Here is a 25,727-nt window from a genome sequence, read left to right as displayed (position 1 = left end):
GGCCGCCAGCGGTCGAGAACCGGCCGATGATCTGGAAGGCCGCTTGGCCTTGGCCTGGGCATGCCGATGCGCGGCCGGCCCGCCATGCGGCGCTGGCTTCCTAGAACCCCGCCATCCGATACACCCCCTGCGGATGCGACTTGTCTCCCGCGAAGCCGCGCCGCACCAGCTCGGTGATGTACATCTCGTCCCACTCCAGGTTTGCCAGGTTCACCTCGGTACCCAGCTCGCGCACCAGCCAGGTGGCCGTCTGGTGCTTGAAGTCGCGGCTGATGCCGGGAATGATCACCACGGGCAGTTCATAGATCAGCTTCTCGGCGGGAAACCGGGCCGCCAGCTGCGCAATCAGGTCCTGGCGGATGACGCCGTCCACGTACAGTTCGGACGCTTCCAGGAACACCCAGTCCGCGCCCGCGTCCAGGCAGTTGGCCACGTCGGCCAGGAACGACGCATCGTCCTGCACGCTGTCCTTGCGGCCCACTTCGCCGAACACTTTCAGGCGTTGTGACTTGGCATGCCGGATGGCCGCGGCCTTCTCGGCCAGCGTCATCTCCAGCAGGTTGTCCGAGATCTCGATGCCCGTGAAGCCCACGTCCATGGCCTGCGCGACATAGTCCTCGAAGCGCCGCAGCTTCATCGCGACTTCCGCGAACAGGCCGCCCGGAGATGTGGAAATGCCGTGCGTGCGGTAGTTCTCGAGCTTGTCGGCCAGCACCCGGCGCGGCATGAAGCGCGCGATGCCCGCCGCGATCTTGGCGAAGTCGATCCATTGCGAGGTCGATTCCAGCACGTCGGCCTGGCGCTGCAAGCCCATGCCCCAGTCGATCATCATGGACAGGCCGCGCGTGCGCGGCTTGAACTGGCGATCGGGCATGGGAAAGTCGGCGAAGGCGGTCTCGTAGGCGGTCACGGCGGCGGTTCCTGTAGACGGAAAAGGATGCGGGTTCAGTTCAGCGGCAGGGCGCGCTTGACGGCCAGGTCGCGCCAGCGGGCCTGGTCTTCGATGACGAACCGGGCGGTGTCTTCGGGCGATGCCGAGCTGGGGTCCACGCCCACCGCGGCAAAGGCGGCCTTGACGTCGGGCAGCTTGAGGATCTCGCCCAGCGTGGCATTCAGGCGCTGCACGCGGTCGGCGGGTACGCCCTTGGGCACGGCCATCACGAACCATTGGCTGGCGTCGAAGCCGGGCAGCACGCTTTCGGCCAGCGTGGGCGTGTCGGGCAGGGATGCCGAACGCTTGGCGGTGGTGACGGCGTAGGCGCGCATCTTGCCCGCCTGCACATGGGGCAGGATGGACGTGATGCCCAGCACGCCCAGCGGCACCTGGCCCGAGATGATGTCCAGCGCGGCCTGGCTGCCGCCCTTGTAGGGGATGTGCGTCATCTGCAGGCCGGCCTGCTGCTTGATCAGTTCGCCGGTCAGGTGCTGGCTGGTGCCGTTGCCCGACGAGGTGTAGTCATACCGGTCGGGCATGGCCTTCACGGCGGCGAACAGCGACTTCACGTCCTTCGGCATGTCGCGCGCGGTGGTCCCCACCAGCACCATGGGACCGCGCGCCAGTTCGGTCACGGCGGTCAGTTCCTTGCCGATCTCCGGCATCCTGGTGTTGGTGATGACCGGGCCCGGAACCAGCGCGACGGTGTAGCCATCGGGTTCGGCGGTGGCGGCCCGGTTCAGGCCGATGGCGCCCGATGCCCCCGGCCGGTTCTCCACCACGACCGACTGGCCCAGCCGTTCGCCCAGGTGCTTGGCCAGCACGCGGGTGACGCTGTCGGCGCTGCCGCCGGGCGGCCAGCCCACCACCCAGGTGATGGGGCGCGTGGGCCAGGCGCCGGTATCCTGTGCCGCCCAGGCGGTGCCTGCGCAGGCCAGGGCAAGCGCCGCGGCGGCGCTCGCGAGTCCGGGCCGTGTCAGGCCGCGCCTAGGCAGGCCGCGGCGCGCAAGAAGTCGGATCGATTGATACATGGCTTTTCCCTTGAATGTTCTGATGGACGGTCGGCGCCGTCCTGTCATGGCGGTTTTACGTTATCCACAGCCTGCCGGGCGGCGCCTCGCCGGGCGCCTTGCGCGGCATCAGTCTTCCTTGCCCGGCGGCACGTTCGGGTGTGCCTTCACGCTGTCGTTGAAGGCCTTCACCATTTTCAGGATCGGCCCCAGCACCCAGGTGTTGTAGACGAGCACGTCGGTCTCTTCCTTGGGGTCGCGCGTGATGTTGAACAGATAGGGCGATTCCAGCTTGCCCTTGCCTTCGTTCACCTCGGGCTCCCAGTAAAAGTGCAGTTTCCAGTCGCGCCACTTGGCCGCGCGCATCTCCTGCTTGATGTAGAACAGGAAACCCTCGCGGGCGGACTTGGCCAGGGGATCCTCGCTGGTCAGGAAGGGCAACTGGTCGATGCCGTCGATGGGGCGGTCTTGCGGGATCCGCGCGCCCGCCAGGCTGGCCAGCGTGGTGAACAGGTCGGTGACGTGCACGATCTCGTTGCTGACGCGTCCCGGCTGGATTCTGCCCGGCCAGCGCGCGATGAAGGGCACGCGCAGGCTGCCTTCCATGGCGGTGTGGTACGTGCCGCGCCAGGGGCCGGCCGTGCCGCGATAGGGGGCGCGGAACTCGGGGCCGTTGTCGCTGCAGAAGATCAGCAGCGTGTCTTCGGCCGCGTCCATGGCGTCCACGGCGTCGATGATCTGCCCCACGCGATGGTCCATCTCGGCCATCGAGTCGGCGAAGTCGCCCGCGCCGGTCCTGCCGGCGAAGTCGGGATGCGGCAGGGTCGGGAAGTGCAGGTGCACCAGCGGCAGGTACAGGAAGAACGGGCGTCCCTGCTTGTGGTTGCCCGCCATGAAGGTCTTGGCGCGTTCGACCAGGTCGGCGTCGATGCCGCGGCGCGATTCCAGGTCGTATACCTTCACTTGCCGCGAAGGTTCGCCCGCGCGGCCTTCCATGATGTGCGGAATGTCGACCACCGAGGGATCGAAGCCCACCGTCGACGTGAACTGGCTTTCGTCGGTGGTGCGTGGAATGCCGTACCATTCGTCGAAGCCCCGGTCCGAGGGATAACGGCCCTCGATGTCGCCAAGATGCCATTTGCCGTAATGGGCGGTGGCATAGCCTTGCTGGCTCAGCAATTGCGCCAGCGTGACCTCCCAGCGCGTCAGGCCCTGCGGCAGGCCGGGCGGCACGGATTGCAGGCTGCCGGTGCGGATGGGATGGCGGCCCGTCATCAGCGCCGAGCGCGTGGGCACGCAATCGCTTTCCACGTTGAAGTTCTGCAGCAGGATGCCCTGTTTCGCCAGGGCGTCGATGCGGGGCGTGGGCGCGCCGCGCAGCGCCCCGCCGCCATAACAGCCCAGTTCGCCCCAGCCGAGGTTGTCGGCCACGATCAATACGATGTTCGGTGTTGCCACGACGTGGTTCCTGAAAAGGAGGGTAGGTCTGTGGCCACTATAGGAGCGGGGCGGGGCCGGTCCGATTCCTGGCGTTGCGGTTATCGATGACCGCCGGGAATGAATAGGGTAAGTCCGTACTCAGGCGCCGGGCCGGCTGAATTGCAGCAGCAGGTCGCGGAAGGTCTCCATCAACGCCGACCAGTGGCTGCCCGGGCGGGACAGCAGCAGCAACCTGCGCGTCAGCGACAGTTCGGGGATGGGTACGCTTTCGATGCGGCCGGCCCAGCTGCGCAGGCTGATCGAGGGGCACAGCGCCAGCAGGTCGGTACTGGCGATCAGGCCCAGCGCGGCTTCGGACATATATTCGGCCTCGACCATGACGCGCGGCTCGGGCAGGCCCGCTTCTTCATAGCGCGCGCAGACCGCGCGCCGTGCGCCGCTGTCGCGGCTTGGCATCAGCCAGGCGTATTCGTCCAGCGCCTGCAGCGAGGGATGGGGAATCTGCAGGACGGGGTGCGCCGCGCGCGCCACCACCTGCATGGTGTCCCGGCTGATGTCCAGGCTGTCGCAGGAATAGCTGATGCCGGGGGGGCAAGGCACCACGGCCAGGTCGAGGTCGCCCGCCAGCACGGCGTTGTTCAGCGCATCCGACTTGCCGATCGCCAGCCTTACGCGCACGCCGGGCCGGCGCCGCAGCATGTCGGCAAGGACGCGCACCGTGTCGCTGTCGCCCGTGGGGTTGGTCACGCCCAGGCGCAGCAGGCCGCTGTGATGCGCGCGCAGGTCGCCCGCCACCTTGGTCAGTTCATCGTGCTGCATGCCGAGGCGGCGCGCGTGTTCGTGGAAGAGGCGGCCTTCGCCCGTCAGCCGCGCGCCATGGGCGCCGCGTTCGAACAGCATGACGCCGACCATGTCCTCCAGGCGGCGCAGCGCCTTGGTGATGGCGGGCTGGGTGACGCCGCACTCCTGCGCGGCGCGGCCCAGATGGCCGTGCCGTACCACGGCCAGGAAGTAATCGATATCGAGCAGTGAAAAGGGCATGGCCCGCTCCGTCGCGGCGCGGTGCGCCCCGTGATCTCATCTATAACCGATTTGCTGGCCATGCGTGGCCCCAGGCGGTGCGGGATCGTGTGCCTTGCACGAGGGAGCGGCAGCGCGTTCCGAAGGGCGAATCCACGGGTGACGGTTCCTGTATAGTCGCCTGATTCACCGGGTTTCAGGACATTCGCGCCACCATGACCAGCGCCCGCGACCGAGTCTATGCAGAGCTGCGCCGCCGCCTGATGGCCGGTGCTTTCCTGCCAGGCGAGCGCCTGCGCGAAGAGCACATCGCCAGCGAACTCGACGTCAGCCGCACGCCCGTGCGCGCGGCCATCGAACGGCTGGTGGCCGATGGCCTGGTCAGGCACGAAGAGCGCCGCGGCGCCGTCGTCGTGGGCTGGGCGGACCGCGACATCGACGAAGCCTTCGAGCTGCGCATGCTGCTCGAACCCTATGCGGCCCGCACCGCCGCGCAGCGCGCCACGCCCCAGCACATCGCTCATCTGGAATCGCTGAACCAGAAGATGCTGGAGGCCGTCCTGTCCGATGATGACGACAGGACGGCGCAGGTCCAGCACTACAACAACCTCTTTCACCACGCCCTGCTGGACGCCGCGCAATCGGCCCGCGTGCGCGCCATGGTCGAGAACCTGCTGGACATGCCGATCATCATCGGCTCGTTCTACTTCTACACGCGCGAGGACATGCTGCGCAGCGTTGAGCATCACCGGCAGATCATCACGGCGCTGCGCGCGTGCGATGCCACGTGCGCCGAGGTGGCGGTGCGGTTCCACCTGACGTCCACGCATCTGCTGTTCCGCAGCCAGCGCAAGCCTGCGCAGGGGTGATGCGCGGCGGCTGCGTGCCGCATGTGCAAACGGGACGGGCAAGCCCTCGCGGGTTTGCCCGTCCGGTGCGGCGTAATGGAACGCCCTGCCTTACAGGCAGCCCAGCGCCTTCAGCCGCGCATCGATCCACGACGTGTCCAGCTTGCCGGCCGCGATGTCGGCCAGCATCTTTTCCTCTGCCGCGTGCTTGGCCGTGGCCGCGTCGAGGATGGCTTGCGCCTGGTCGTACGGCACGCACAGCAGCCCGTCGTCGTCGCCCAGGATCAGGTCGCCCGGCTCGATGGTCATGCCGTCCAGCGACACGGTGCAGTTGATCTCGCCCGGGCCGTCCTTGTAGGGGCCACGGTGCGTGACGCCCGCGGCGTACACGGGGAAGCTGCCGCGGCCGATGGTGCCGCTGTCGCGGATGGCGCCGTTGATGATGATGCCGGCCAGTCCGCGCGTCTGCGCGTGCGAGGTCATGATCTCGCCGATGATGGCGTTGGTCAGGTCGCCGCCGGCATCGACCACGATCACGTCGCCCGGCTGGGCCAGGCTCAGCGCCTTGTGCACCATCAGGTTGTCGCCCGGACGGGTGCGCACGGTCAGGGCCGGGCCGCCCATCGGCGTGCCGTCGTGCATGGGGCGCAGGCGCGCGCCGCCGGCCGTCATGCGCGACATGCAGTCGCTGACGTTGGCCACGGGAATGCGAAGGAACTTCTGGACGAACTCGTTGCTGATCGCGCGCTTGCGCGGGTGAACCTCGAAACCGATCATTGCACTGCTCCTGCCGGGTACGTGATGGGATGGCGCCGGGTCATTGCTTGGGAATGCCGGCTTCCTGGACGATCTTGCCGAATGCGTCGTGGTCGATGCGGTGCCGCTTGCCCAGGTCGGCGGGCGAGCCCTTCATGACACTGTAGCCCGCTTCTTCCAGCTTCTTCACCAGGTCGGGGTTGTCCTGCGCCTTGTTCAAGGCCCGGTTCAGCGTGGCGATGACGTCGTCGGGCGTCTTGCCCGGCGCCATCAGGCCCCACCAGATGGTCTGGTTGATGGTCTTGAAGCCGCTTTCCACGAAGGTGGGCACGTCGGGCAGGGCCGGCGATCGTTCGTTGGCCACCACGGCCAGCGCGCGCACCTTGCCGCCTCTGATCTGCGGCAGCAGCGAAGCCACCGAGCCGGTGTACAGGTCGATGCGGCCGCTGACCAGATCGGGGAACGCCTGCGACCAGCCGCGGTAGGGCACGTGCATCAGTTCCATGCCGGCCGCCTTGCGCCACAGATGGCCGATCAGGTCGCCGCTGCCGCCGATGCCGGGGATACCCAGCGAGATCTGGCCGGGCTTGGCCTTCGCGGCGGCCACCACGTCGGCCAGCGTCTTGTAGGGCGAGTCGGGCACGACCACGAACACGCTGGGCGACGAGGCCACGGGGCCGACCGGCTTGAAGTCCTTGAAGGTGTCGTAGCTGAGCTTCTCGTACAGCCACGGGTTCAGCACGATGTTGTCGGTCTGCGCCATCACCAGCGTGTGGCCGTCGGGCTTGGCGCGGGCCGTGGCGTCCAGCGCCAGGTTGCCGCCGGCGCCGGGCTTGTTCTCCACCACGATGTTCCACTTGGTGTCCTGCCCGATGGCCGCGCTGATCATGCGCGTCAGGGTGTCGGTGCCGCCGCCCGGGGGAAAGGGCGAGATGAATGTGATGGGGGCGGAGCCCATGTCCGCCGCGCACGCCGCCGTGCTGGCGACGCACAACGCGGCCGCCAGCAGATGCTTCAGGGATTTCATTGTTGTCTTCCTCGCTGAGTCTGTCTGAGTAGGATGCGTCCGGCCTTCTGCGTGCCGGATCGGGTGGGAGATTATGGATCAGGCCGGATTCTGGCGGGCCAGGGGGGTCAGCCAGGCCAGGCGGTCGCCGACGGTGTCCGGCACGTCGAACGTTCCGGCGTCGCGGGCCGCCTGGATGCCTTGCGCAGTACGGGCGAACAGGCGCTCCACGCCGTCCAGCACCAGGGGTTGCAGGCCGGCGTCGATCAGTTGTTCGCGCGCCTCGCGCACTTCGGCCAGCCGGCGCGGCGCGTGCAGCACGTGCGAGCGCACGAACGAATCGGCGAAGGTGGTCAGGGGGGTCTTGTCCATGTCGGACAGCACGTCGTACAGCGCGGGCCGCAAGCCCATGCTTTCGGCGGCGACCAGGCATTCGACGGCCAGGCTTTCCATCCCCTTGGTCATGATGCTGCGCAAGAGCTTCAGCCTCACCGCGTCGCCGGCTTCGCCGTCGATCGCCTGGGCGGGGGCGCCGCAGGACTGCGCGAACCCGGCCACCGCCTGCGCGCCCACGCCGGCGCACAACAGCGGCGTGCGGGCGCCCAGCAGGATGATCGCGCCCATGATGGCGACGTCGGTGAAAGGCACGTTCAGGCGGGCGGCCTCCTGCGAGGCCGTGCGCATGTCCGCCGCGCTGGCGGTGGTGAAGTCCGCATAGGCGGCGTCCTTGCGCAGGTGAGGCAGGGCATCGCGCGCCACGGCCAGCGCGGCGTGGCCGAAGACCGCCGAGACGACCAGATCGGCGTCGGCCAGCCAGGCGCCGCTGGCGCCGTGCAGGGCGGCGCCGTGCTCCCGGGCGCGGGCCTGCATCTCGGCGTCTTGTCGCAATTCGCCTATGCCGATGATGGAATGCCCCGCGGCGCGCCACGCCAAGGCGTAGCAGTGACCGACTTCCCCACAACCTATCAGCGCGATTTTCATGACTCGTAAATACAATAAAAATACAAAATGGGGTTATAGATCGCAGCGGATCGAGTAGGAATTGGGGCTAACCCTTGGTCGGATCACGCCTTGGGCGTACATAAAAAGAACAATGCCCGTGTGCCTGTCCGCGTTGCGCCGGCAGTGCGGCAGTGCGGCGATACGCACCAAAATGGGGCCAAATACCTGTTAACATGCGCGCCCCGCGTCTGGAGAGGGGCAACCGGGCGCCCCATGGCCATCACGCCCCGGCCTCATCCGGCCCATGAGCCGATCTTTCCGGGGAAAGCCGTCCCGCGTTGTAGAAATGACCGTCGCGCTTGTCACCAATGGTCAGGTTCGCGGGGACTTTGTCGGAGTTTGTTGGGGATCATTAACAATGATTCGAATGTCCCGGGTCTATCCTGAATCCATCATTCAACTTTATAGGGGTGCACCATGAACGAGGTTCCCGTACCTGCTCCTGCTCCGTCCCAGCCGCGCCGTTGGCCCTTTGGCTACGCCGAGCAGGACGCCGCCTGAGCTGTCCGCTCAGGCGGGTGCGCAGTTCCGCCCGCGCTGGCCGGCGCGCACCATGGCGGTTTATGCACTGCGAAAAAAGAAACAAAACCTATCTTTCGCAAATACGCCTGTGGTAGTTCTTACAACATGGCGCGCGCCGTTGCGGGGGGCGAGGTCGCAGCGCGGGTCGGCCCCGGGCAGGCCGGCGGGCCGGCTGCATGTAATGGCTAAAACGTTACTTAACGTACCGGGATTCGGGCGGGCATCCCCCCGGAAAGCCTCGTCCTGTCTGGCCCTGCGGCCAGGGGGATAACGTGACGAGCCTATTTCCAGGCACGTCAGTTTTCAAGAAAACGTAACTTATATTCCCTGCTACGGAAACATATTGGGGTATTCTTCCGCGCCTGGAGACGCGGGGCAATGGGCTTGCGCCCGCTACGGAAGCTCGCATGGCACGACAAGAAGAAAGGCGATTTTTGCCGGTGGGCCGTCTGTTCCGATTGCCCGCTCGTCTGTCGCAATAGCCGGTTGTCATCGCCCGCGGACCGTACATTCATGGCATCGCACTTCCATCTCGCGCCGATCGGTTGGCCGCGCTGGGCGCGGTGGTGGATCGTTGCCGTGATCTGCGCATTCGCCCTGTCCCTGCTGGCGTACCTGTACTCGGCCTGGTTGGCCAGCCGTCATGGCGAGGTGCTGTCGATTCCCTGCGTGCCGGCCAATGACACGGGCCGCGGCGTGCAGTTCGAGTTTCGGGAGGCGGGGCAACTGCCCACGCTGATCTATGTGCCTGCGGGGCAGGGGCGTCACGTCTCCATGCGCAATTGCTCGTACGTCTCGCTGTCGCGCAGCAAGCCGCTGATGGTCAAGTGGCGGTACGAGGACAATCCCGACGACATCACCTATGACTACACGTACAGCGCCATGCTGCATCTGGCCCGACCGGACAACCCGGCCATGCTGCTGCTGAAATTCGAGCCGCAGGGGAGCATCGCGGCCCGGTACCTGGGCAGCGACGAGGTCCAGCGCATGCTGGATGGCAGCGAGCCGGAGCCGCCCGGCTACCGGAGCATGCGATGAACGGCCGCGCCGCCTGCCGCCTGGCGCGCCATACCGTCGCCGGCCTGGTCCTGCTGGCCGGGCTGGCGGGCGTCGCGGTCTATACGGCCGCGGCGGAGCTGAAGCAGGAAATCGAGTCGCCGCACCTGGTGCGTTGCCTGGTGCAGAACCTGACGCAGCACGATGTCCGCTACGCGCTGCCGGAACGGCGGGGCGCGATGCCGCAGGACCTGCATTGGGAGTATGTCTCGCGGGGCAACCGCCGGGCGCTGCAGTTGCCTTCCTCCTGCACGCTGGCGCCGCCGGCCAATGGATCGGATCTGCATATCGCCTGGGCGCGCTACGCTCCGGATCAGGCAGCGGGGTCGGCGCCCCTTTATGTGGTGAACTTTCCGGGCCTGACCCGGCCTGATGATGCCACGGGTCTGGCCGTGCGGCTCTATCCCGGCGGCAAGGCCGCGGCGCGTTACCTGGACGGCGCCAGCGATGTCGACGTCACGGCTGGCTTGCTGGCCGATACGGTGCCGGCGGGCTGGACCCCCGGCCTGAGCGCCGGCGTACCCTGATCGCGTGGCGTATCGCCGCGCGAAACCCGAGGACATGTCAATGCAGCAAAACCCCTTTCGCCGCGGGCCGGCCCGGCGCATTCTGCGCTTGGTGCTGGTCGTGGCGCTGTTCGCCGTGGCCGGCCTGGCCGCCACCTCGGACGATCTGAATCGCTGGATGGGCGACCGTGGCGGCGCCCGGGCCGAGGTCCAGCCGATCACCGTGTACCCCTACAATTTCACCGGCCAGGGCGTGGAATACGCGATCGGCGCGGCGTTGCTGGCCTATCTGCCGCCGGGGGCGGCCGATGGGCAGACGGTGCTGAAGCAAGGCTATACGCCGCCCTCGGACGAGGCGCCGTTGCCCGTGCGGTGGCGGTACGTCGATCGTTCGAAGGGCGGGCAGGCGACCGACTACCCGTACGCCGCGACGTTGAAGCTGCCGCGCCGTCCATCGGACGATGCCGTGCTGACGCTGCGGTTCTACCCGGACGGGCAGGTGGCGGCCCGCTACACGACGCAGCCGGAAGTGGCGCCGGGCGGCAGCGTACCGCAGTCGTTGACGGGCAGCGGATGGGAGCGCAATCGCTGAAGATGCCGTGACGCGGTGCGGGTCAGGCTTGCATCTGTTGCCGTATTGCGTTCGGCGCGTCCTGGAAAATATAGGGGTTGAGAAACATCCGGCCCCAGAACAGGCCGCGGTCCACTGCGCTGACCTCTGCTTCATCGCAGACACGCGTCCAGTTTTCCCGCACGATTTCCAGCTGATCGACGATGAGCTGCGCGGCGTCGGCTTCCGACAGAAGGAATTTCGATGCGGCTCTCAGGCAAACGGCCAAGTTGCTCATTCGGTTGTCACCAACAATCAGCATGGCTTGCGATGCCTCGTTGCCTGCTCGATTTTGCGGGCAGATGTCGTAGGCGGGCGTCAATTCAAGCTGTTTGCCGTCCCAGAATGCCGCGTGATTCCGCGCATGGTCGTCGGTGTTGCCGCAGATGACGTTGAAGACGAGCCGGCTGAACAATTCGCGCAGTGTCGCTGTTGGCGAATCGAAGCGTTGGCGAATGATGTCTGTCAGATCCTCGTAGCTGGCGTAGCGTGCCATCGGTTCATCAAGGCCGAAGAGGGTCAGGGCGGACACCATCGGCCGGCGTTGCCAACCTGCTTGCGTCTTTGAACGATCAAATCGTTCGACAAGCAGCACGTCCCTGCCAGATGTGCGGCGCAATTGCACGGGTGCGACATTCAGTCCGATCGTGCGGGCGAGGCTCATGGCCACGTATTCGGCTTTGACGACGTCATAGGTATCCGTGGAGGACGAGAACTTGGCGATCAGTTTGCGGTCATCGTCCAGGATCATGGCTTTCGGGCGCGCGCCGCCCAGTGAACTGCCATGAAACAACGCCTGTTCGAGGTCCGGCGTCAGCGGTATGCCTTGCTCCACTCTTGCCGCGGCATTCATCAGTTCGTCCAGCGAGGCGGCTTGCGCGGCCCGCGCGACGTAGTGCGTCGGCGATGCCTGAAAATCGAGAGCGCCGATTCTGTCGGATCCGGACTGAAGCAGATATGTCAGTTCATCCAGCATGCCAAGATCGGCATTCTTGCCTTTCGCGCCGACCAGTCGATTGAGGATGACGCGGCGGCCCCAGGCGTCAGGGGCTGCATCGCGTAGCGCGCTGGCCAGTTGCAGCCCATCGGCGGGGTTGATTGCACCTCGCCGCAATGGCAACTCAGGGGTGTAAATCGGGATGGCATCGGCCCGCTCGAGATAGCTGCGCCCATAGTTGAAGATGAACCGGTCAGCATGTCGGGTGAGCTGGCCAGCGACAACGGGCTCCGTTGCTCCGGCCAGCCAGATCCATACGAAAGCATTGTCGGCGAGCGGGTCAGAAGTCATCGTTCACCACCGGCTTCGCGTGGTGCACGGAGCGGGGCAAGAGGGTGAGCGTCTTCTCCAACTCCGCTGCTCTACGGGTCATCTGGGAGCGGTCTGGCGTGAAAAGGGGAACGCCGACCAGGGTAGCGAGCTCGAAAACGAGGCCTAGTGAGCATCCCATGTCACCGGCTTCGGCACGTGAGACCAACCCTCGCGACACGCCCGCGCGCTCCGCCAAGGCTTCTATGGTGATGCCCCGTTCGATCCGGGCAGCACGGATGCTCAAGCCCAGCAGCTTGGCGGCCTCAATGCTGTAACGGGAATAAGTGCGGGATGGAGGTTTTGCCATGATCGGGCGATGCTTCATTAATGAGGCATATCTGTATGGTACGCCCTTTTAATGGATCATGAAAGAGAGAGGGGCGGCGATCAGGCAAGCAGGCGGGGGCTCTGGATTTGATTCATTAACAGGGCATTTTCGGTCGATAAGCCCTGTTAATGAATCGTTTGTGCGGTTCTTTGGCGCCTCAGGCGGCCCGCGGCAGCGGGTTCTTCAGCGCTTCGTGATACTTCGCCACGTAGGTTTCGAAGTCCACGGTATCGCCGGCTTCCAGCTTGTGCTGCTCTTCATGCGAGCGTTGCGCGTCGGCCTCGAACGCTGCCGCCCGCTCGGCGGGCAGCGGCTGCGCGCGCAGGGCGTCGCCATGCAGGCGGCTTTGCTCCAGCGAGTAGTCGTGGAACGAACCGCCGGAGGCGCGCAGGGCGTCGAGCAGGCGGGCCGAGGGCGTCGATGCCGGGTCGGCCAGCTTGGCGCGCTGGCGTTCCAGTGCGTCCGCGTAGGCGGTGCCGCCCGATGCCTTGTCGTACAGCGCGGCGTACGGCGCGATGGCGTCGAGCATTTGGGCGCCCCACTGCGCCAGCGGGATCGGCGAGCCTTCGCGGTTGAGCATCAGGCCCGGCTTGCGGCCTTCCTTGACCACCATCGAGAAATTGTCGGCGCTGAGCTGGCAATAGCCGTCCGGCCCGAAGAACGGGCTGTCGGACGCGGCGCAGTACAGCAGGAAGGCGTCGACGAAGCGCGCGGTGTCGGCGGTGATGCCCACTGGCGAGGTCGGGTCGATGTCCAGGCAGCGCACTTCGACGTACTGCACGCCGCGCTCGGCCAGGGCCGTGATGGGGCGCTCGCAGCGGCCGGTGGCACGCTTGGGGCGGATGCTCGAGTAGTACTCGTTCTCGATCTGCAGCACGTTGGTGTTGAGCTGGATCCATTGGCCGTCGCGGTGCGTGCCCAGCGCCTGGTAGGCGGGCCACGGCTGCGTGACGGCCGAGTACAGGCGTCCCAGGAACGTGTCCAGGTCGTTGTAGCAAAGCTTGAGCTGCGACTGCGCCTTGTTCTGGTAGCCCAGGTCGCTCATGCGCAGGCTGGTGGCGTAGGGCAGGTACAGGGTGTCCTCGCCCAGCACGCGCAGGGCGTGCGGCTGGCCGCGCATGAAGTCGCGCGACAGGGCCGGCGCCGAGCCGAACAGGTACATCAGCAGCCACGAATACCGCGTGAAATTGCGGATCAGGCTGATGTAGCCGCGCGAGCGGCGCTGCACGGGGTCGGGTTCCTCGGGCGACAGCACTTCCCACACTGCGTCGGGCAGCGAGAAGTTGTAGTGCACGCCCGCGATGCATTGCATGGTCTTGCCGTAGCGCTCGGCCAGGCCACGGCGGTAGACGTGCTTGAGCATGCCGGTGTTGGACGTGCCGTACCAGGCGATGGGAATGTCGGCCTCGGCCGGCAGGGTGGCCGGCATGGACTGATTCCAGATGTATTCGCCGTCGAGCACGCTGTAGACGTGCCGGTGGGTGTCGGTCAGTTCGGCCAGCAGGCCGTCGACGTTGTCGTGCGTGCCGGTGATGAGTTCGAGCAGCGACTCGGAGTAGTCGGTGGTGACGTGCTCGTTGGTCAGCGCCGAGCCGAGCCGGGCGGGGTGGGGCGTGAGCGCGAGCGCGCCGCGGGCGTCCACCCGCAGGCCTTCTTTCTCGATGCCGCGCAGGGCCTGCTTGAGCAGGGTGGCGTTCGCCTCTAGGCGGGCGTGGCGTGTGGCGGCGGTATCAGTCACGATAAACAGATCTGGGATGTCAATCGACTGATTTTACGGGGTGACGGCGTCGATTGCCTGGGGTAGGGCTACATCCTGAAGGGACAATGCCGCCGGCGCCATGGCGGGAGCCGCGTCGAAGGCCAGGCCGGCGAGCCACTGTTCGAGGTCGGCGTGCACCTGGTCGGCCACGTGGGGCAGCTCGTTGAACAGCTCGTGCCAGGCGCCGTCGTACCATTTCAGGGTGAGCAGGCCGGCCGGCGCGCGGCTGGCGAAAATGCGGCTGCCCTTGGACGCCACGATGCGGTCGGCGCCCGCCACCAGCAGCAGGGTGCGGCAGTGGAGCTGCCCGGCGTCGCGCAGGGACTCCCGCCCGCCCTGCTCGATGAAATGCGCCAGCCGGCCCGTGATGCAGCGGTGCACCAGGGGATCGGCCTTGAAGGCGGCCACGATGGCGCGGTCGTGCGTGATGTTGCCGGGCGGCAGCCCATGCGGCACGCGCACGTCGGGGTAGCGCAGGGCCAGCCAGGTCAATGCCGGCTTGGTCCAGTTGGGCACCCGCACCTGGAAGGGCGGCGAGGCCAGCACCAGGCCGGCCAGGTCGGCGCGGCGCTGCAGGGCGATGCGGGCCGCAACCAGGCCGCCCAGGCTGTGGCCCAGCAGCACCGGGGGCCGGCCCTGGGCGGCGGTCCAGGCGCGCAGTTGCGAGGCGGCGTCGAGCACCAGGTCTTCCTGGGTGGCCAGCGTGGCCGGCGCCCCCTCGGAGCGGCCATGGCCGCGATGGTCGTGCATGCCGACACGCCATCCCAGGGCGGCCAGCCGCCGGGCCAGCCGGTCGTAGCGTCCGGCATGCTCGCTCAGGCCATGCAGCAGGTAGATGCTGGGCGTGCCCGGACCGGGCAGCGGCGGCGCCATGCCGGCGGCCGGTTCCCATAGGTAGTTGGCCAGCGGGGTGCCGTCGGGGGCGGGGGTGTAGGAAATCGGCGACAATTCCATGTCTCCTGGGGGATACGGCCCATCGGGCGAGCGTAGCCATGATTTCAACGCTGTTTCGTTTCATGTTGAAGAATGCCCTGCCACTATTGGCGGCGGCATCGCTGCTGGCCGCGTGCTCGCCTGAGCACAACTGGCGGGAACTCGACGTGGCGGATGGCCGGGTGCGGGCGGCCTTCCCGGCCCGGGTGCAGACCGAAACCCGGGAACTGGCCCTGGGCGGCAAGACGCTGAGGTTCTCGCTGACCGCGGCCGAGGTGAACCAGGCGGTGTATGCCGTGGGGTATGCGCCGCTGCCCGCCAGCGTGGCCGGCGACGCCGCCGCCAGCCAGGCGCTGGCTGGCGCGCTGGTGCAATCGCTGTACGCCAACCTGGGCGCCGACGCGCCCGACACCTTGCCGGCCATGGGGCAGGACATCGAGGTGCATGGCCAGGCCGCCAACGCCGGCGCGCGCAGCTGGATGCTGGCGAGGGTGTGGGTGGCCAACGGCATGCTGATCGAGGCCGTGGCCGCCGGCGCCGAGAACAAGCTGGCCCCGGAGCGCGCGCGTGAGTTCATGAATGGGGTGCGGGTGCATCGGTGAGCGGGCCCAGCACACCCCGTTGCAGCGCCGCCACCACCGCGGCGCGGCGCGTGCGCACGCCGAGCTTGCGGCAGGCGTTCTTCAGGTGGAAGTTGACGGTGTGTTCGCTGACGCCAAGTATCAGCGAGGTTTCCCAGCTGGTCTTGCCGACGGCCGCCCAATGCAGGCAGGTCCGCTCGCGCTGGGAAAGCGGTTTCGGCGGCGCGGCGGGCGGTGTGCCGGCCAATTCGGCCAATTCAGTCGGGGCGGAAGGTCTTTGCATGCCCTCATCATCGCCGCATCCTCGCGGCATGCCCAGCAACCATTTCTCACGGCATTGATGCCGTAATTTTCGTTCGAATAGTCACTCAATCATGGTCTCGGTCGCGGAGTTCTACTGGTCTGTCGTGGTGCTGATGGCGCCCCTGCTGTTTTGCGTGGGTATCGGCCTCTATTGGGGCAAGCGCAATCATCCGTTCGGCGGCGCCTTCGCCACCACGCTGGTCACCTCGGTGACCACGCCCGCCCTGGTGTTCCATACCTTCACCACCACCCAGCTGGACAATGGCGCGCTGGCCGACATCGCGGGCGCCTCGCTGCTGGCCATGTTCGTCTGCGCCCTGCTGTGCGCGGCGGGCCTGAAGCTGGCCGGACTGCCGGTGCGCAAGTTGCTGCCGACGGCCGCGATGCCGAACGCGGGCAACCTGGGCCTGCCGATCTCGCACCTGGCGTTCGGCGACGCCGGGTTGTCGGTGGCTGTGGCGTTCTTCGCCATCAATTCCTTCGTGATGCATACCGTGGGTGTGCGCATGGTCGCCGATGCCGGCGCCAACAAGGCCTGGCGCAGCCCGGTGCTGCTGGCGGCGCTGGTGGCCGTGACGCTGCGCGTGACCGGCATCCCCGTGCCCGGGTGGACCATCGAGACCAGCCGCATGCTGGGCGCCGTCACGGTGCCGCTGATGCTGATCAGCCTGGGCCATGCCTTGGCCATCATTCCGTCCAAGGGGCTGCGTGGCGGCACGGTGGTGGCCGGGCTGCGCCTGGTGCTGGGGCTGGCGGTGGGCTACGGCGTGGTGACGCTCTTGCACCTGCCCGACGGCCTGGGCGGCGCCCTGGCGCTGCAGATGGCCATGCCGTGCGCCGTGGTCAGCTACATGTACGCTCAGCGCTACACCGACCTGGGCGACATCGCGGCCGGCGCCGTGCTGGTGTCCACCGTGGTGTTCCTGGTGCTGGCGCCGCTGCTGCTGATGGCGATGACCTGATCCTGGGAATGCCCGGCGTCGCGCCCGCGCTGCGCGGCGGGGGGATTCCTTTCCCGGGCCGGTCCGGCCGCCCGGACGGCGGCCGTCTTTTCGGATAGCCGCCCTGCGGCCTCAGGCTTGTCCGGCCAGTTCGCGGATCTGCCCCAGCAGCGCGTCGGGCACTTCGACGCCCTGGGCCCGTGCCTGGCGCGCCAGCTCGCCGCGCCGCGCACCGGGCAGGCGCACGTTTTCGTCCTCCTGCATGGCCGCGATCAACGTCTCGACGCGATCCAGGAAGACGTCCTGCCCCGCCAGCGCGCCCGGATCGATCACCAGGAAGGCCTGGCCGATGCGGGGCCGGTTGCCTTCATCGGTGAAGAACGAATCCGCTTCGAAGCCGAACCGCGCGCCGGTCAGCGCGCACACCAGCAGTTCGACCACCAGGGCCAGCATGGCGCCCTTGACGCCGCCCGCGGGCAGCATGCTGCCCGCCAGCCCGGCCTTGGGATCCGTGGTTGGCCGGCCCTGGTCGTCCAGTGCCCAGCCTTCCGGAATGGCCTTGCCGTCGCGCGCGGCCACCATCAGCTTGCCGCGCGCCACCGCCGACAGCGACAGGTCTATCAGCAAGGGAGGGCCATCGCGCCGGGGGAAAGCGGCGGCGATCGGGTTGGTGCCGAACAAGGCGCGTTTGCCGCCCCAGGCCGGCATGGCCGAGGGCGAGTTGCTGAACGCCAGGCCCACCATGCCGGCGTCGGCCACGGCTTCCAGATGCAGGCCCGCCGCGCCGAAGTGATGGCTGTTGGTGACGCCCGCGAAAGCCACGCCCAGCTTGCGCGCGCGCTCGATGGTTTCGTGCACGGCCAGCGCGCAGGCCGGGAAGGCCAGGCCGTCGGCGGCGTCGACCAGCAGGGCCGCGCCGCGCTCGTGCGCGACGATGGGCTGCGCCGCGCCGTCGGCGCGGCCGTTGCGCAGATGCGCCGCATAGGAAGGCACGCGCGAAACGCCGTGCGAGGCCAGGCCCTGCGCGTCGGCGCGCACCAGCGCGCGCGCCGTGCTGGCGGCCATGCCGGCATGCGCCCCGCTGGCGGCCAGCGCCTGCGTGGCCAGTTGCTGCAATTCATCGATGGCGATACGTGCCATGGAACACTCCGTTTGCGGTCAGTCAGTCTGTGGCGGCCAGGCGGGTGAGCGGTCTCCTCATGTCCATGGAACCGCATGCCCGCCCTGCGCCGTGGAATCAAAGGGTCAGGCCAAGCGCATCCGCCACGCGTTGCGCCACCAGCGTGGACACGCGCACGTTGGCTTCCTGCGTCAGACCGGCGATGTGCGGGGTGAGCACGGCGTTGGGGACATCGGCCAGCGGGCTGCCAGCGGGCAGGGGTTCCTGGTCGAACACGTCGATGGCCGCGCCCCGCAACGCGCCGCTGCGCAGCGCGGCGGCCAGCGCGGCTTCGTCCACCACGCCACCGCGCGCGGTGTTGATGAGGATGGCGCCGGGCTTCATGCTGGCCAGGCGCGCCGCGTCGAACAGGCCCGCCGTTCGGGGCGTCAGCGGCAGGTGCAGCGTGACGGCGTCGCTGTCGGCCAGCAACGCGTCCAGCGCCATGGGACGCACCCCGGATTCCTGCCAGACGGGCGCGTCGTCGGCCAGCATGGGATCGTGCGCCACGACCGTCATGTCCAGCCCCTGCGCCAGGCGCGCCGTCAGCCGGCCGATGCCGCCGAAACCGACGATGCCCAGCGTGCGATGCTCGGCCTCCAGGCCATTGGACAGCGCGTTGCGAGGCCACTTGCCGCCGGCCACGTCGGCGCTCTGCCCATAGGCGCCGCGCAGCAGCAGCAACAGCGTTCCGACGACGTATTCGGCCACGGCGCGGGCGTTGGCTCCCGTGGCGGGCAGCACCTGGACGCCGCGCGCGGCGCAGCCAGGCAGGTCGATGTTGTCCAGCCCCACGCCCAGCCTGCCCACCGCGCGCAATCGCGGCGTGGCCGCCAGCACCGCCGCGTCGACCTGCGTGCGGTTGCGCACGATCAGCGCGTCCGCGTCGGCACAGGCGGCGAGCAGATCGCCGCGCCGGTCGGCCAGGTCGGGTTCGTAGCGGACGGTGCAGCGGGCGGACAGCGCGCGGACGGCGGCTTCATCCATGAATTCCGAGATGACGATGAGCATGTGAAAGATTCCTGGGATGGGCGGGGGCGTTGCATTCAAGCGGTCTGAATGCCGGCTTCCTTGATGATTTTGCCCCAGCGCTTCACTTCCGCGCTGAGGTACGTGCCGAATTCGGCGGTACCGCGCGGCCGCGGAATGAAGCCGAGCTTGACCATGCCCTGCTGCATGGCGGGCTTGCGCATCTCGGCCGCGATGGCTTCGCCGGCCGCCTCGACGACCTCGGGCGGCAGCCCCTTGGGCGCCATCACGCCGGTGAAGTTCTCGACGATCAACTCGGGCATGCCGGCCTCGCCCACCGTGGGCACGTCGGGCAGGTCGGGACTGCGCTGCCTGGTGGTCACCGCCAACGCCCGCAGCGAGCCGGCCTGCACGTGCGCCAGCGACTCGGGGTAGTTGGAGAAGATCACGTCGACGTGGCCGCCCATCAGGTCCGTCAGGGACGGCGCGCCGCCCTTGTAGGGCACGTGCATGATCTTGGTGCCGGTCAGTTTCTGGTACAGCGCCAGCGTCAGGTGCGGGGGCGTGCCGTTGCCGCTGGACGCGGCGGTGAGCTTGCCGGTCTCGGCGGCTTTGCGCAGGTCTGCCATGTTCTTGATCGGGCTCTTGGCGTTGACCACCACCATCATGCTCGACGACGCCAGGCCGGCCAGGGGCGTCAAATCCTTCATAAGGTCATAGCCGGCCTTGCCCTCGAACAGCGTGGCGTTGGCGGCGTGCGACAGCGTGATGGCCAGCCAGGTGTAGCCATCGGCCTGCGCGCGCGCCACGAAGGCCGCGCCGATGTTGGCGTTGCCGCCGGGCTTGTTCTCGATGATGACGTTCCAGCCGCGGGCGTCGTTCAGCGCCTTGGCCACGGTGCGCGCGGCCACGTCGGTCAGGCCGCCGGGCGGAAACGGCACGACGTAGTTGATGGGTTGCGCGGGCCACTTGCCCTGTGCCAGCGCGTTGCCCAAGGGCAGGATGCCCATCAGGCCGGCCGCGGCGCCTGCGCACAGCACCTGGCGCCGCCCGGTATCGACGGACGTATCGTTGTTGCGTTGCATGCCTTCCTCCTCCGTGTGTGGAAATGCCCGGACTGTGGCCGGCCTGCTCCGCTGTGCTGCCGCGGGGCGATACCGCGCCCGGGTCTGCTGCCGTCGGCCGCGAGGCGCGGACGACGGGTCTTGCGGCGCGCGCGGCGGCCGTCCGAAGTCTGACGCTTCGATACGGCGCCGCGCGCGGATTTGCCGGGATGGCCGATCAGGCGCTTTCGAACAGGCGCGTCAACACGAACTCGCGGTGGCCCAGCGCCTCGGCCGAGGTCCAGCGGCCGTTGGCCGTGGCCAGCATGCACTCCAGCAGCTTGTCGCCGGCCTGATCCAGGTCGATCTCGCGCTGCAAGAGGCCCGAGGTGTCCACGTCGATGTGTTCGGACATGGTGCGCACGGTGCGCGGATTGGCGCAGATCTTGATGACCGGCAGGATAGGGTTGCCGATGACGTTGCCCTGGCCCGTGGGGAAGAAGTGCACCGCGTAGCCCGAGGCCGCGCACAGCGTCACCATCTCGGCCGCGGCCGACGACGAGTCCATGAACCACAGGCCCTTGTGCGTGGGGATCTCGGCCTTGTCGATCACCCCGTCGATGCGGCATTTCTTGCCGATCTTCTGGATGTTGCCCATGGCCTTTTCCTCGATGGTGGTCAGGCCGCCGGCGATGTTCCCCTTGGTGGGCTGCGATTCGGAGAGGTCGCTGGTCTTCCAGCGGTCGATCATGTCCTGGTAGCGGTTGAACATGAACATGAAGCGCTCGCGCACCGCGTCGTTGGCACAGCGCGCGGCCACGATGTGCTCGCCGCCGGTCAGTTCCGAGGTTTCGCCGAACACCAGCGTGGTGTCCAGGTCGTACAGTTTGTCGAAGGCGTTGCCCACGGTGGGGTTGGCGCCGCAGCCCGACGTAGTGTCGGACTCGCCGCACTTGGTCGATACCCACAGGTCGGAGATGGGGCATTCCACGCGGCGCAGCGCGGTGGCGTAGTGCACGAATTCCTTGGCCTGGCGCGAGGCGCGCATGATGGTGTCGTGGTCGCCGTGCAGCTCGATGCTGAAGCCGGCCACGGGCTTGCCGGTGGCGGCGATGCCGTCGACCACGCGCTTGGTCCAGCCGTCCTCGATGCCGATCACGATGACCGCGGCCACGTTGGGATTGCAGCCCGTGCCGATCAGGGTGCGGAAGTGCAGCTCCAGGTCTTCGCCGAACTGCAGGCGGCCATACGGATGGGGCAGGGCCAGGGTGCCCTTGATGTTGTTCGCGACGGCTTCGGCCGCGGCGTTGGAGATGTCGTCCACGGGCAGCACGATGACGTGGTTGCGCACGCCGACGCGGCCGTTGTCGCGGCGGTAGCCGTGGAAGGTGGTGGAGCGGGAGACGATAGCCATGGCGGGAATCCTGTAATGGGTGGACGAGCGCGCCTTACCAGCGCTTGGTCTTGATGTTGTGCACGTGGGCGTGCTGGCCCGCCTGGATGGGCGCCACCACCTTGCCGATGTCTTCCCCGTACTTGTAGATCGTGTCGCCCACGCCCATGTCGGCCAGCGCCACCTTGTGGCCGATCGGGATGTCCTGGCGGGCGCGGACCTGGATGACGCGGTCCTCGTCCATGATCCAGGCGTTGAGTTCCGTCCCCGCGGTCAGGCCTTCGACCACGACGACGGCCACGGTGTCCTTGGCGTCGTGCAATACGGCGTGAATCATTGTTTCCTCCTGAGGTGTCGCACGGCCGTCCCGCGGCCGGGCTGGAGCACGCATGTTATGGGCCTGCTTTCTCAAAGTCAACTAGATCATATATATGATTTAAATGACTTGAGGCGTTGCGAGCGCAACCGGTAGAATCCCGGGAATCGCAGTCGTTCCGTTCACGATGAACCAGATTCTTCTTCCCGAGGCGCCTCCCGGCAGCCCCCTCTACGAGCAGGTCAAGCAGGCCGTGCTGGCCGCCCTGGCGCAGGGCGAGTGGAAGCAGGGCGACGCCATCCCGCCCGAGAAACAGCTGGCGGAGCGCTTCGGCGTGTCCATCGGCACGCTGCGCAAGGCCATCGACGACCTTGCCGCCGAGAACATCCTGGTGCGCCAGCAGGGCCGTGGCACCTACGTGGCCGTGCACAGCCGCAACTCGCATTTCTTCAAGTTCTTCCGCATCGTCCGCCAGGACGGCCACAAGTCGTATCCCGTCACGGCGTTGCAGCGTTTCCGGCGCGTGCGCGCCAGCGCCCTGGCGCGCGAGAAGCTGGGGCTGGCCACCGGCGCCAGCGTGTTCGAGTTCTCGAACGTGCTTTCCCTTAACGGAGAGCTGGTCCAGACCGACACCATCTGCCTGCCCGATGCGCGCTTCTCCGGACTGACCGAACGCATGCTGCACGAACGCACCGGCACGCTCTACAGCTTCTACCAGGACATGTTCGGCGTGAACGTCATCGCCACCGACGAACGCCTGCGCACCTGCCTGGCCGACCCGCAGCACGCCGCCTGGCTGGGCGTGGCGGAGGGCGCGCCGCTGCTGGAAGTGCGGCGCGTGGCCTATTCCTACAGCCGCCAGCCGGTCGAGTGGCGCGTGTCGCGCGTCAACACCGAGCACTACGAGTATCTGGGCCAGGACGTTGCCCTGGTCTGAGGCGCCGCACGGCCAGGCCGGACCGGCCCCCGCTGCCGCCCGCCAGACCCGGCGGTCCGGGCCAGTGCTAGAATTCACGCTTCGAACGGCGCCGATTTGCCTGATCCGCTTGCGGGCGCCTCTATAAATCCTGCTAAAGAGGTCCGTATGACCCTTCCTGCTCTCGAATCGAGCGAGGCGGTTGCCGCCTCCGCGTCCCAGGCCGATGATCACGGCTCGGTGGGCGTCGTTTCTCCCACTTTCCTGCGCTTCGACGATCCGCTGCCCCTGGCCAGCGGGCAATCGCTGTCGTCCTATGAATTGGCCATCGAGACCTACGGCACGCTGAACGCCGAGCGCAGCAACGCGGTGCTGGTGTGCCACGCGCTGAACGCCTCGCACCACGTGGCCGGCATCGCCGCCGACAACCCCAAGGACGTCGGCTGGTGGGACAACATGGTCGGGCCGGGCAAGCCCGTGGACACCAACCGCTTCTTCGTCATCGGCGTCAACAACCTGGGCTCGTGCTTCGGCTCCACCGGGCCGGCCAGCACCGATCCGGTCTCCGGCCGGCCGTGGGGCGCCGCCTTTCCGGTGCTGACGGTCGAGGACTGGGTGCATGCCCAGGCGCGCGTGGCCGACCACTTCGGCATCGAGCGTTTCGCCGCGGTGATGGGGGGTTCGCTGGGCGGCATGCAAGCCCTCAGCTGGGCCATCACCTGCCCCGAGCGGGTGGCCCACTGCGTGGTCATCGCCAGCACGCCGCGCCTGTCCGCGCAGAACATCGGCTTCAATGAAGTGGCGCGCCGCGCCATCATCACCGATCCCGATTTCCATGGCGGCGACTACTACGCGCATGGCACCGTGCCGCGCCGCGGCCTGTCGGTGGCGCGCATGATCGGCCACATCACGTACCTGTCGGATGACGACATGGCCGAGAAGTTCGGCCGCACGCGGCGCGAGCCCGCCGAGAACGGCGCCTACCGCTACGGCTACGACGTCGAGTTCGAGGTCGAGTCGTACCTGCGCTACCAGGGCGAGAAGTTCTCGCGCTATTTCGACGCCAACACCTACCTGCTGATCACGCGCGCGCTGGACTATTTCGATCCGGCTCGCGACACCGGCGGCGACCTGGCGCGCGCGCTGGCGCCGGCCACCGCCGATTTCCTGCTGGTGTCGTTCTCCACCGACTGGCGCTTTCCGCCCGAACGCTCGCGCGAGATCGTGCGCGCGCTGCTGAAGAACGGCAGCCCCGTCACGTATGCCGAGATCGATGCGCCGCACGGCCACGATGCCTTCCTGCTGGAAGACAGCCGCTATCACGCCGTGGTGCGCGGCTACTACGAACGCATCGCGCGCGAACTCGGCCTGACGGAGCCGGTCGCCGCCCAAGGATGACGCGCCCCATGAATTCTGTATCCGCCCGTTCCGATGCCCCCGCACTGCGCCCCGACCTGGCGCGCATCGCCAGCTGGATCGATCCCGGCAGCCGCGTGCTCGACCTGGGCTGCGGCGACGGCGAACTGCTGGCCTGGCTGCGCGATCACCGCCAGGTGCGCGGCGCCGGCGTCGAGATCGACGACAACCACGTCATCACCTGTGTGCAGCAGGGCGTGAACGTCATCCAGCAGAACCTGGAAGACGGCCTGGCGCTGTTCGACGACAAGCAGTTCGAAACCGTGGTGCTGTCGCAGACGCTGCAATCGATGCACCGCACCGAACACATCCTGCGCGAGATGGCGCGCGTGGCGCGACACGGCGTGGTGTCGTTTCCCAACTTCGGCTACTGGCCGCATGGCTGGGCGCTGCTGCGCGGCCGCATGCCGGTGACCGGCCAGATGCCGTACCAGTGGTACGACACGCCCAACATCCACCTGTGCACGCTGCGCGATTTCGAGGACCTGGCCGCGCGCCTGAAGCTGCGCATCCTGGAACGGGCCACCTTCAACAATGACCGCGAAGTGCGCGTGCTGCCCGGATGGCGCAGCACGCTGGCGGTCTATCGGTTCGCGGCGCCGTAAGCGCCGGCGCCCTGGAGCGGCTGCGCGGTTCCGCCGCGATGCCGCACGTCACGACGCATCGGCGGCCGTGCCGTTCGACGCGTAGGCGGAGGGCGGCTGCCCGAACTGCTTGCTGAAGGCCGTCGTATAGGCGCTGTGGCTGTCGTAGCCACAGGCCAGCGCCACCTGCGTGATGGGCGTCCCCTGCATCAGCGGGGTAAGCGAAGACATCAGCCGTAGCTGCTGCCGCCATTTGCCGAACGTCATGCCGGTGGCTTGCAGAAAGCGCCGGTGGAACGTCTTGCCACCCAGCGCCAGCCTGTCCGCCCACTGCGCGGCGGTGGCGGTATCCGCGGGATCGTTCAGCAGCATCTGGCAAGTGCGGTGTATCGGGCCGCCTGCCCCGCCCATGCCATCGGTGGGCCATGGAAGATGAAACGGAAGCACTGGCTGGGCACGCAGTTCCTCGGCTAGCAGCGCGCCCAGCAAACGCGTGCGCTCAGGCGCGGCCGCGTCGCCGGCGCGGGTCAGCGCCATGATCAACTCGCGCAGCAACCCCGAGACATGGATGACGCAATCCGTCGCCGGCAGGCGGGCGCACACCTCCGTGCGCAGAAACAGGCCATGCGCCCGCAGCGCCACGGGCACGATCAGGCGGTGCGCCACGCCCGGCCGCAGCCAGACCGCCGCCGTGGGCGGCACCAGCCATTGGCCGCTCCCGGCCTCGACCCGCAACAGGCCGCGATCCGCGTAGATCAGGTGACCATGGGGATGGGTATGGACGGGCACGGTGTGGCCCTGTGGATAGCGCACGGCGGCGCCGAACACGGGTACATCGGGAACCTGCCTGGCCGCCAGGTCCAGGGCATGCCCGCCATCTTCTGGAGCGAGGTATCCCATGGCGATGTCGTTTGTCCAAATAAAGAAAGAAGATGTCTATTTTTATGTAGACGGACTGCTCCGGCAAGCCTAGCATGCAAGCGCGAATCCCCACGTCGATCCCACGCATGTTCTTACCCGGTCTCGCGCAATGGCTACTACGGCTGCTCCACGGTCGGGGTCCGCAC

Annotated in this window: 27 protein-coding genes and 1 riboswitch; of the genes, 9 read left to right on the top strand and 18 right to left on the bottom strand. The window is 67.7% G+C overall.

The window, feature by feature from the left end; translation table 11 throughout:
* Positions 1–100 precede the first annotated feature (100 nt).
* The 4 genes from A6745_RS15190 to A6745_RS15175 all read right to left on the bottom strand — a co-directional run bounded on the left by A6745_RS15190 (position 101) and on the right by A6745_RS15175 (position 4,425).
* Positions 101–910: a phosphosulfolactate synthase gene (locus A6745_RS15190; RefSeq protein WP_066128417.1), complete on the bottom strand. Its 810-nt coding sequence runs from the start codon at positions 908–910 to the stop codon at positions 101–103.
* Between the two features lie 35 nt (positions 911–945).
* On the bottom strand, positions 946–1,965 hold the full coding sequence (locus A6745_RS15185) for a Bug family tripartite tricarboxylate transporter substrate binding protein (protein WP_066128414.1): 1,020 nt from the start codon (positions 1,963–1,965) through the stop codon (positions 946–948).
* A gap of 108 nt (positions 1,966–2,073) precedes the next feature.
* Positions 2,074–3,402, bottom strand: a complete 1,329-nt coding sequence (locus tag A6745_RS15180; protein WP_066128413.1) for an arylsulfatase — start codon at positions 3,400–3,402, stop codon at positions 2,074–2,076.
* 120 nt (positions 3,403–3,522) lie between these two features.
* Positions 3,523–4,425 (bottom strand): LysR family transcriptional regulator, encoded by a 903-nt coding sequence (locus A6745_RS15175; protein WP_066128409.1) that lies wholly within the window; start codon positions 4,423–4,425, stop codon positions 3,523–3,525.
* 194 nt (positions 4,426–4,619) lie between these two features.
* Here A6745_RS15175 and A6745_RS15170 point away from each other — a divergent pair, with 194 nt between their 5' ends.
* On the top strand, positions 4,620–5,273 hold the full coding sequence (locus tag A6745_RS15170; protein WP_066128406.1) for a GntR family transcriptional regulator: 654 nt from the start codon (positions 4,620–4,622) through the stop codon (positions 5,271–5,273).
* 90 nt (positions 5,274–5,363) lie between these two features.
* On the opposite strand, the gene A6745_RS15165 is transcribed toward A6745_RS15170, so the two are convergent.
* From A6745_RS15165 to A6745_RS15155, 3 genes are all read right to left on the bottom strand, one after another.
* A complete protein-coding gene (locus tag A6745_RS15165; protein ID WP_066128403.1) occupies positions 5,364–6,029 on the bottom strand; it encodes an RraA family protein in 666 nt (221 codons plus the stop codon).
* Between the two features lie 40 nt (positions 6,030–6,069).
* Positions 6,070–7,035, bottom strand: coding sequence for a Bug family tripartite tricarboxylate transporter substrate binding protein (locus A6745_RS15160; RefSeq protein WP_066128402.1), 966 nt, complete (start codon positions 7,033–7,035; stop codon positions 6,070–6,072).
* A gap of 78 nt (positions 7,036–7,113) precedes the next feature.
* Positions 7,114–7,995 (bottom strand): NAD(P)-dependent oxidoreductase, encoded by an 882-nt coding sequence (locus A6745_RS15155; protein WP_066128400.1) that lies wholly within the window; start codon positions 7,993–7,995, stop codon positions 7,114–7,116.
* 1,056 nt (positions 7,996–9,051) lie between these two features.
* On the opposite strand from A6745_RS15155, the gene A6745_RS15150 reads away from it, so the two are divergent.
* Genes A6745_RS15150 through A6745_RS15140 form a run of 3 tightly spaced genes read left to right on the top strand, consistent with a single transcriptional unit; the run spans position 9,052 to position 10,692 of the window.
* Positions 9,052–9,576 (top strand): hypothetical protein, encoded by a 525-nt coding sequence (locus tag A6745_RS15150; RefSeq protein WP_066128397.1) that lies wholly within the window; start codon positions 9,052–9,054, stop codon positions 9,574–9,576.
* Complete coding sequence (locus tag A6745_RS15145) at positions 9,573–10,121, top strand: hypothetical protein (RefSeq protein WP_066128394.1); 549 nt, start codon at positions 9,573–9,575, stop codon at positions 10,119–10,121. Before A6745_RS15150 ends, A6745_RS15145 begins: the two co-directional genes overlap by 4 nt.
* Before the next feature lie 40 nt (positions 10,122–10,161).
* Positions 10,162–10,692 (top strand): hypothetical protein, encoded by a 531-nt coding sequence (locus tag A6745_RS15140; protein WP_066128391.1) that lies wholly within the window; start codon positions 10,162–10,164, stop codon positions 10,690–10,692.
* Between the two features lie 22 nt (positions 10,693–10,714).
* On the opposite strand, the gene A6745_RS15135 is transcribed toward A6745_RS15140, so the two are convergent.
* The 4 genes from A6745_RS15135 to A6745_RS15120 all read right to left on the bottom strand — a co-directional run bounded on the left by A6745_RS15135 (position 10,715) and on the right by A6745_RS15120 (position 14,979).
* The gene (locus A6745_RS15135; RefSeq protein ID WP_066128388.1) at positions 10,715–11,998 is read right to left on the bottom strand and encodes a type II toxin-antitoxin system HipA family toxin; all 1,284 of its coding nucleotides are present in this window, start codon (positions 11,996–11,998) and stop codon (positions 10,715–10,717) included.
* Positions 11,988–12,326, bottom strand: a complete 339-nt coding sequence (locus tag A6745_RS15130; RefSeq protein ID WP_066128386.1) for a helix-turn-helix transcriptional regulator — start codon at positions 12,324–12,326, stop codon at positions 11,988–11,990. The genes A6745_RS15135 and A6745_RS15130 overlap by 11 nt, the downstream gene beginning before the upstream one ends.
* A 178-nt stretch (positions 12,327–12,504) precedes the next feature.
* Positions 12,505–14,085 carry a glutamate--cysteine ligase gene (gshA, locus tag A6745_RS15125; RefSeq protein WP_066128383.1) on the bottom strand — a complete coding sequence of 527 codons (1,581 nt, stop codon included), beginning with the start codon at positions 14,083–14,085 and terminating at the stop codon, positions 12,505–12,507.
* A 33-nt stretch (positions 14,086–14,118) separates the two neighbouring features.
* Entirely contained in the window at positions 14,119–14,979 is an 861-nt protein-coding gene (locus A6745_RS15120; protein WP_082853100.1) for an alpha/beta hydrolase, read from the bottom strand.
* 119 nt (positions 14,980–15,098) lie between these two features.
* Here A6745_RS15120 and A6745_RS15115 point away from each other — a divergent pair, with 119 nt between their 5' ends.
* Positions 15,099–15,641, top strand: coding sequence for a hypothetical protein (locus A6745_RS15115; protein WP_066128380.1), 543 nt, complete (start codon positions 15,099–15,101; stop codon positions 15,639–15,641).
* Here A6745_RS15115 and A6745_RS15110 read toward each other — a convergent pair.
* Entirely contained in the window at positions 15,613–15,903 is a 291-nt protein-coding gene (locus A6745_RS15110) for a helix-turn-helix domain-containing protein (protein ID WP_066128377.1), read from the bottom strand. The genes A6745_RS15115 and A6745_RS15110 overlap by 29 nt on opposite strands.
* Positions 15,904–15,994: 91 nt before the next feature.
* Here A6745_RS15110 and A6745_RS15105 point away from each other — a divergent pair, with 91 nt between their 5' ends.
* Complete coding sequence (locus A6745_RS15105) at positions 15,995–16,885, top strand: AEC family transporter (protein ID WP_066128374.1); 891 nt, start codon at positions 15,995–15,997, stop codon at positions 16,883–16,885.
* A 111-nt stretch (positions 16,886–16,996) separates the two neighbouring features.
* On the opposite strand, the gene A6745_RS15100 is transcribed toward A6745_RS15105, so the two are convergent.
* The 5 genes from A6745_RS15100 to A6745_RS15080 all read right to left on the bottom strand — a co-directional run bounded on the left by A6745_RS15100 (position 16,997) and on the right by A6745_RS15080 (position 21,765).
* On the bottom strand, positions 16,997–18,004 hold the full coding sequence (locus A6745_RS15100; protein ID WP_066128371.1) for an Ldh family oxidoreductase: 1,008 nt from the start codon (positions 18,002–18,004) through the stop codon (positions 16,997–16,999).
* A gap of 97 nt (positions 18,005–18,101) precedes the next feature.
* Complete coding sequence (locus A6745_RS15095; RefSeq protein WP_066128368.1) at positions 18,102–19,034, bottom strand: hydroxyacid dehydrogenase; 933 nt, start codon at positions 19,032–19,034, stop codon at positions 18,102–18,104.
* A 35-nt stretch (positions 19,035–19,069) separates the two neighbouring features.
* Positions 19,070–20,077 (bottom strand): Bug family tripartite tricarboxylate transporter substrate binding protein, encoded by a 1,008-nt coding sequence (locus A6745_RS15090; RefSeq protein ID WP_066128365.1) that lies wholly within the window; start codon positions 20,075–20,077, stop codon positions 19,070–19,072.
* A 196-nt stretch (positions 20,078–20,273) separates the two neighbouring features.
* Positions 20,274–21,449 (bottom strand): UxaA family hydrolase, encoded by a 1,176-nt coding sequence (locus tag A6745_RS15085; protein WP_066128362.1) that lies wholly within the window; start codon positions 21,447–21,449, stop codon positions 20,274–20,276.
* A 34-nt stretch (positions 21,450–21,483) separates the two neighbouring features.
* The gene (locus A6745_RS15080; protein ID WP_066128359.1) at positions 21,484–21,765 is read right to left on the bottom strand and encodes a UxaA family hydrolase; all 282 of its coding nucleotides are present in this window, start codon (positions 21,763–21,765) and stop codon (positions 21,484–21,486) included.
* A gap of 166 nt (positions 21,766–21,931) precedes the next feature.
* Between A6745_RS15080 and A6745_RS15075 the strand changes: the two genes are divergently transcribed.
* The 3 genes from A6745_RS15075 to metW all read left to right on the top strand — a co-directional run bounded on the left by A6745_RS15075 (position 21,932) and on the right by metW (position 24,681).
* A complete protein-coding gene (locus tag A6745_RS15075; RefSeq protein ID WP_066128353.1) occupies positions 21,932–22,681 on the top strand; it encodes a GntR family transcriptional regulator in 750 nt (249 codons plus the stop codon).
* Between the two features lie 78 nt (positions 22,682–22,759).
* Positions 22,760–22,839, top strand: a riboswitch (SAM riboswitch).
* Entirely contained in the window at positions 22,829–24,058 is a 1,230-nt protein-coding gene (metX, locus tag A6745_RS15070) for a homoserine O-succinyltransferase MetX (RefSeq protein ID WP_066128350.1), read from the top strand. (Overlaps the previous riboswitch by 11 nt.)
* Positions 24,059–24,066: 8 nt before the next feature.
* Positions 24,067–24,681 carry a methionine biosynthesis protein MetW gene (metW, locus tag A6745_RS15065; protein WP_066128933.1) on the top strand — a complete coding sequence of 205 codons (615 nt, stop codon included), beginning with the start codon at positions 24,067–24,069 and terminating at the stop codon, positions 24,679–24,681.
* A 48-nt stretch (positions 24,682–24,729) separates the two neighbouring features.
* Here the strand turns inward: metW and A6745_RS15060 are convergent, their stop codons facing one another.
* Complete coding sequence (locus tag A6745_RS15060) at positions 24,730–25,560, bottom strand: AraC family transcriptional regulator (RefSeq protein WP_066128347.1); 831 nt, start codon at positions 25,558–25,560, stop codon at positions 24,730–24,732.
* Between the last annotated feature and the right edge of the window lie 167 nt (positions 25,561–25,727).

Origin of the sequence: Bordetella ansorpii, assembly GCF_900078705.1 — a bacterium.
Taxonomy (GTDB): domain Bacteria; phylum Pseudomonadota; class Gammaproteobacteria; order Burkholderiales; family Burkholderiaceae_B; genus Bordetella; species Bordetella ansorpii_A.
Note: the sequence above shows the minus strand (reverse complement) of the source record. Positions and strands in the feature narration are given on the sequence as shown.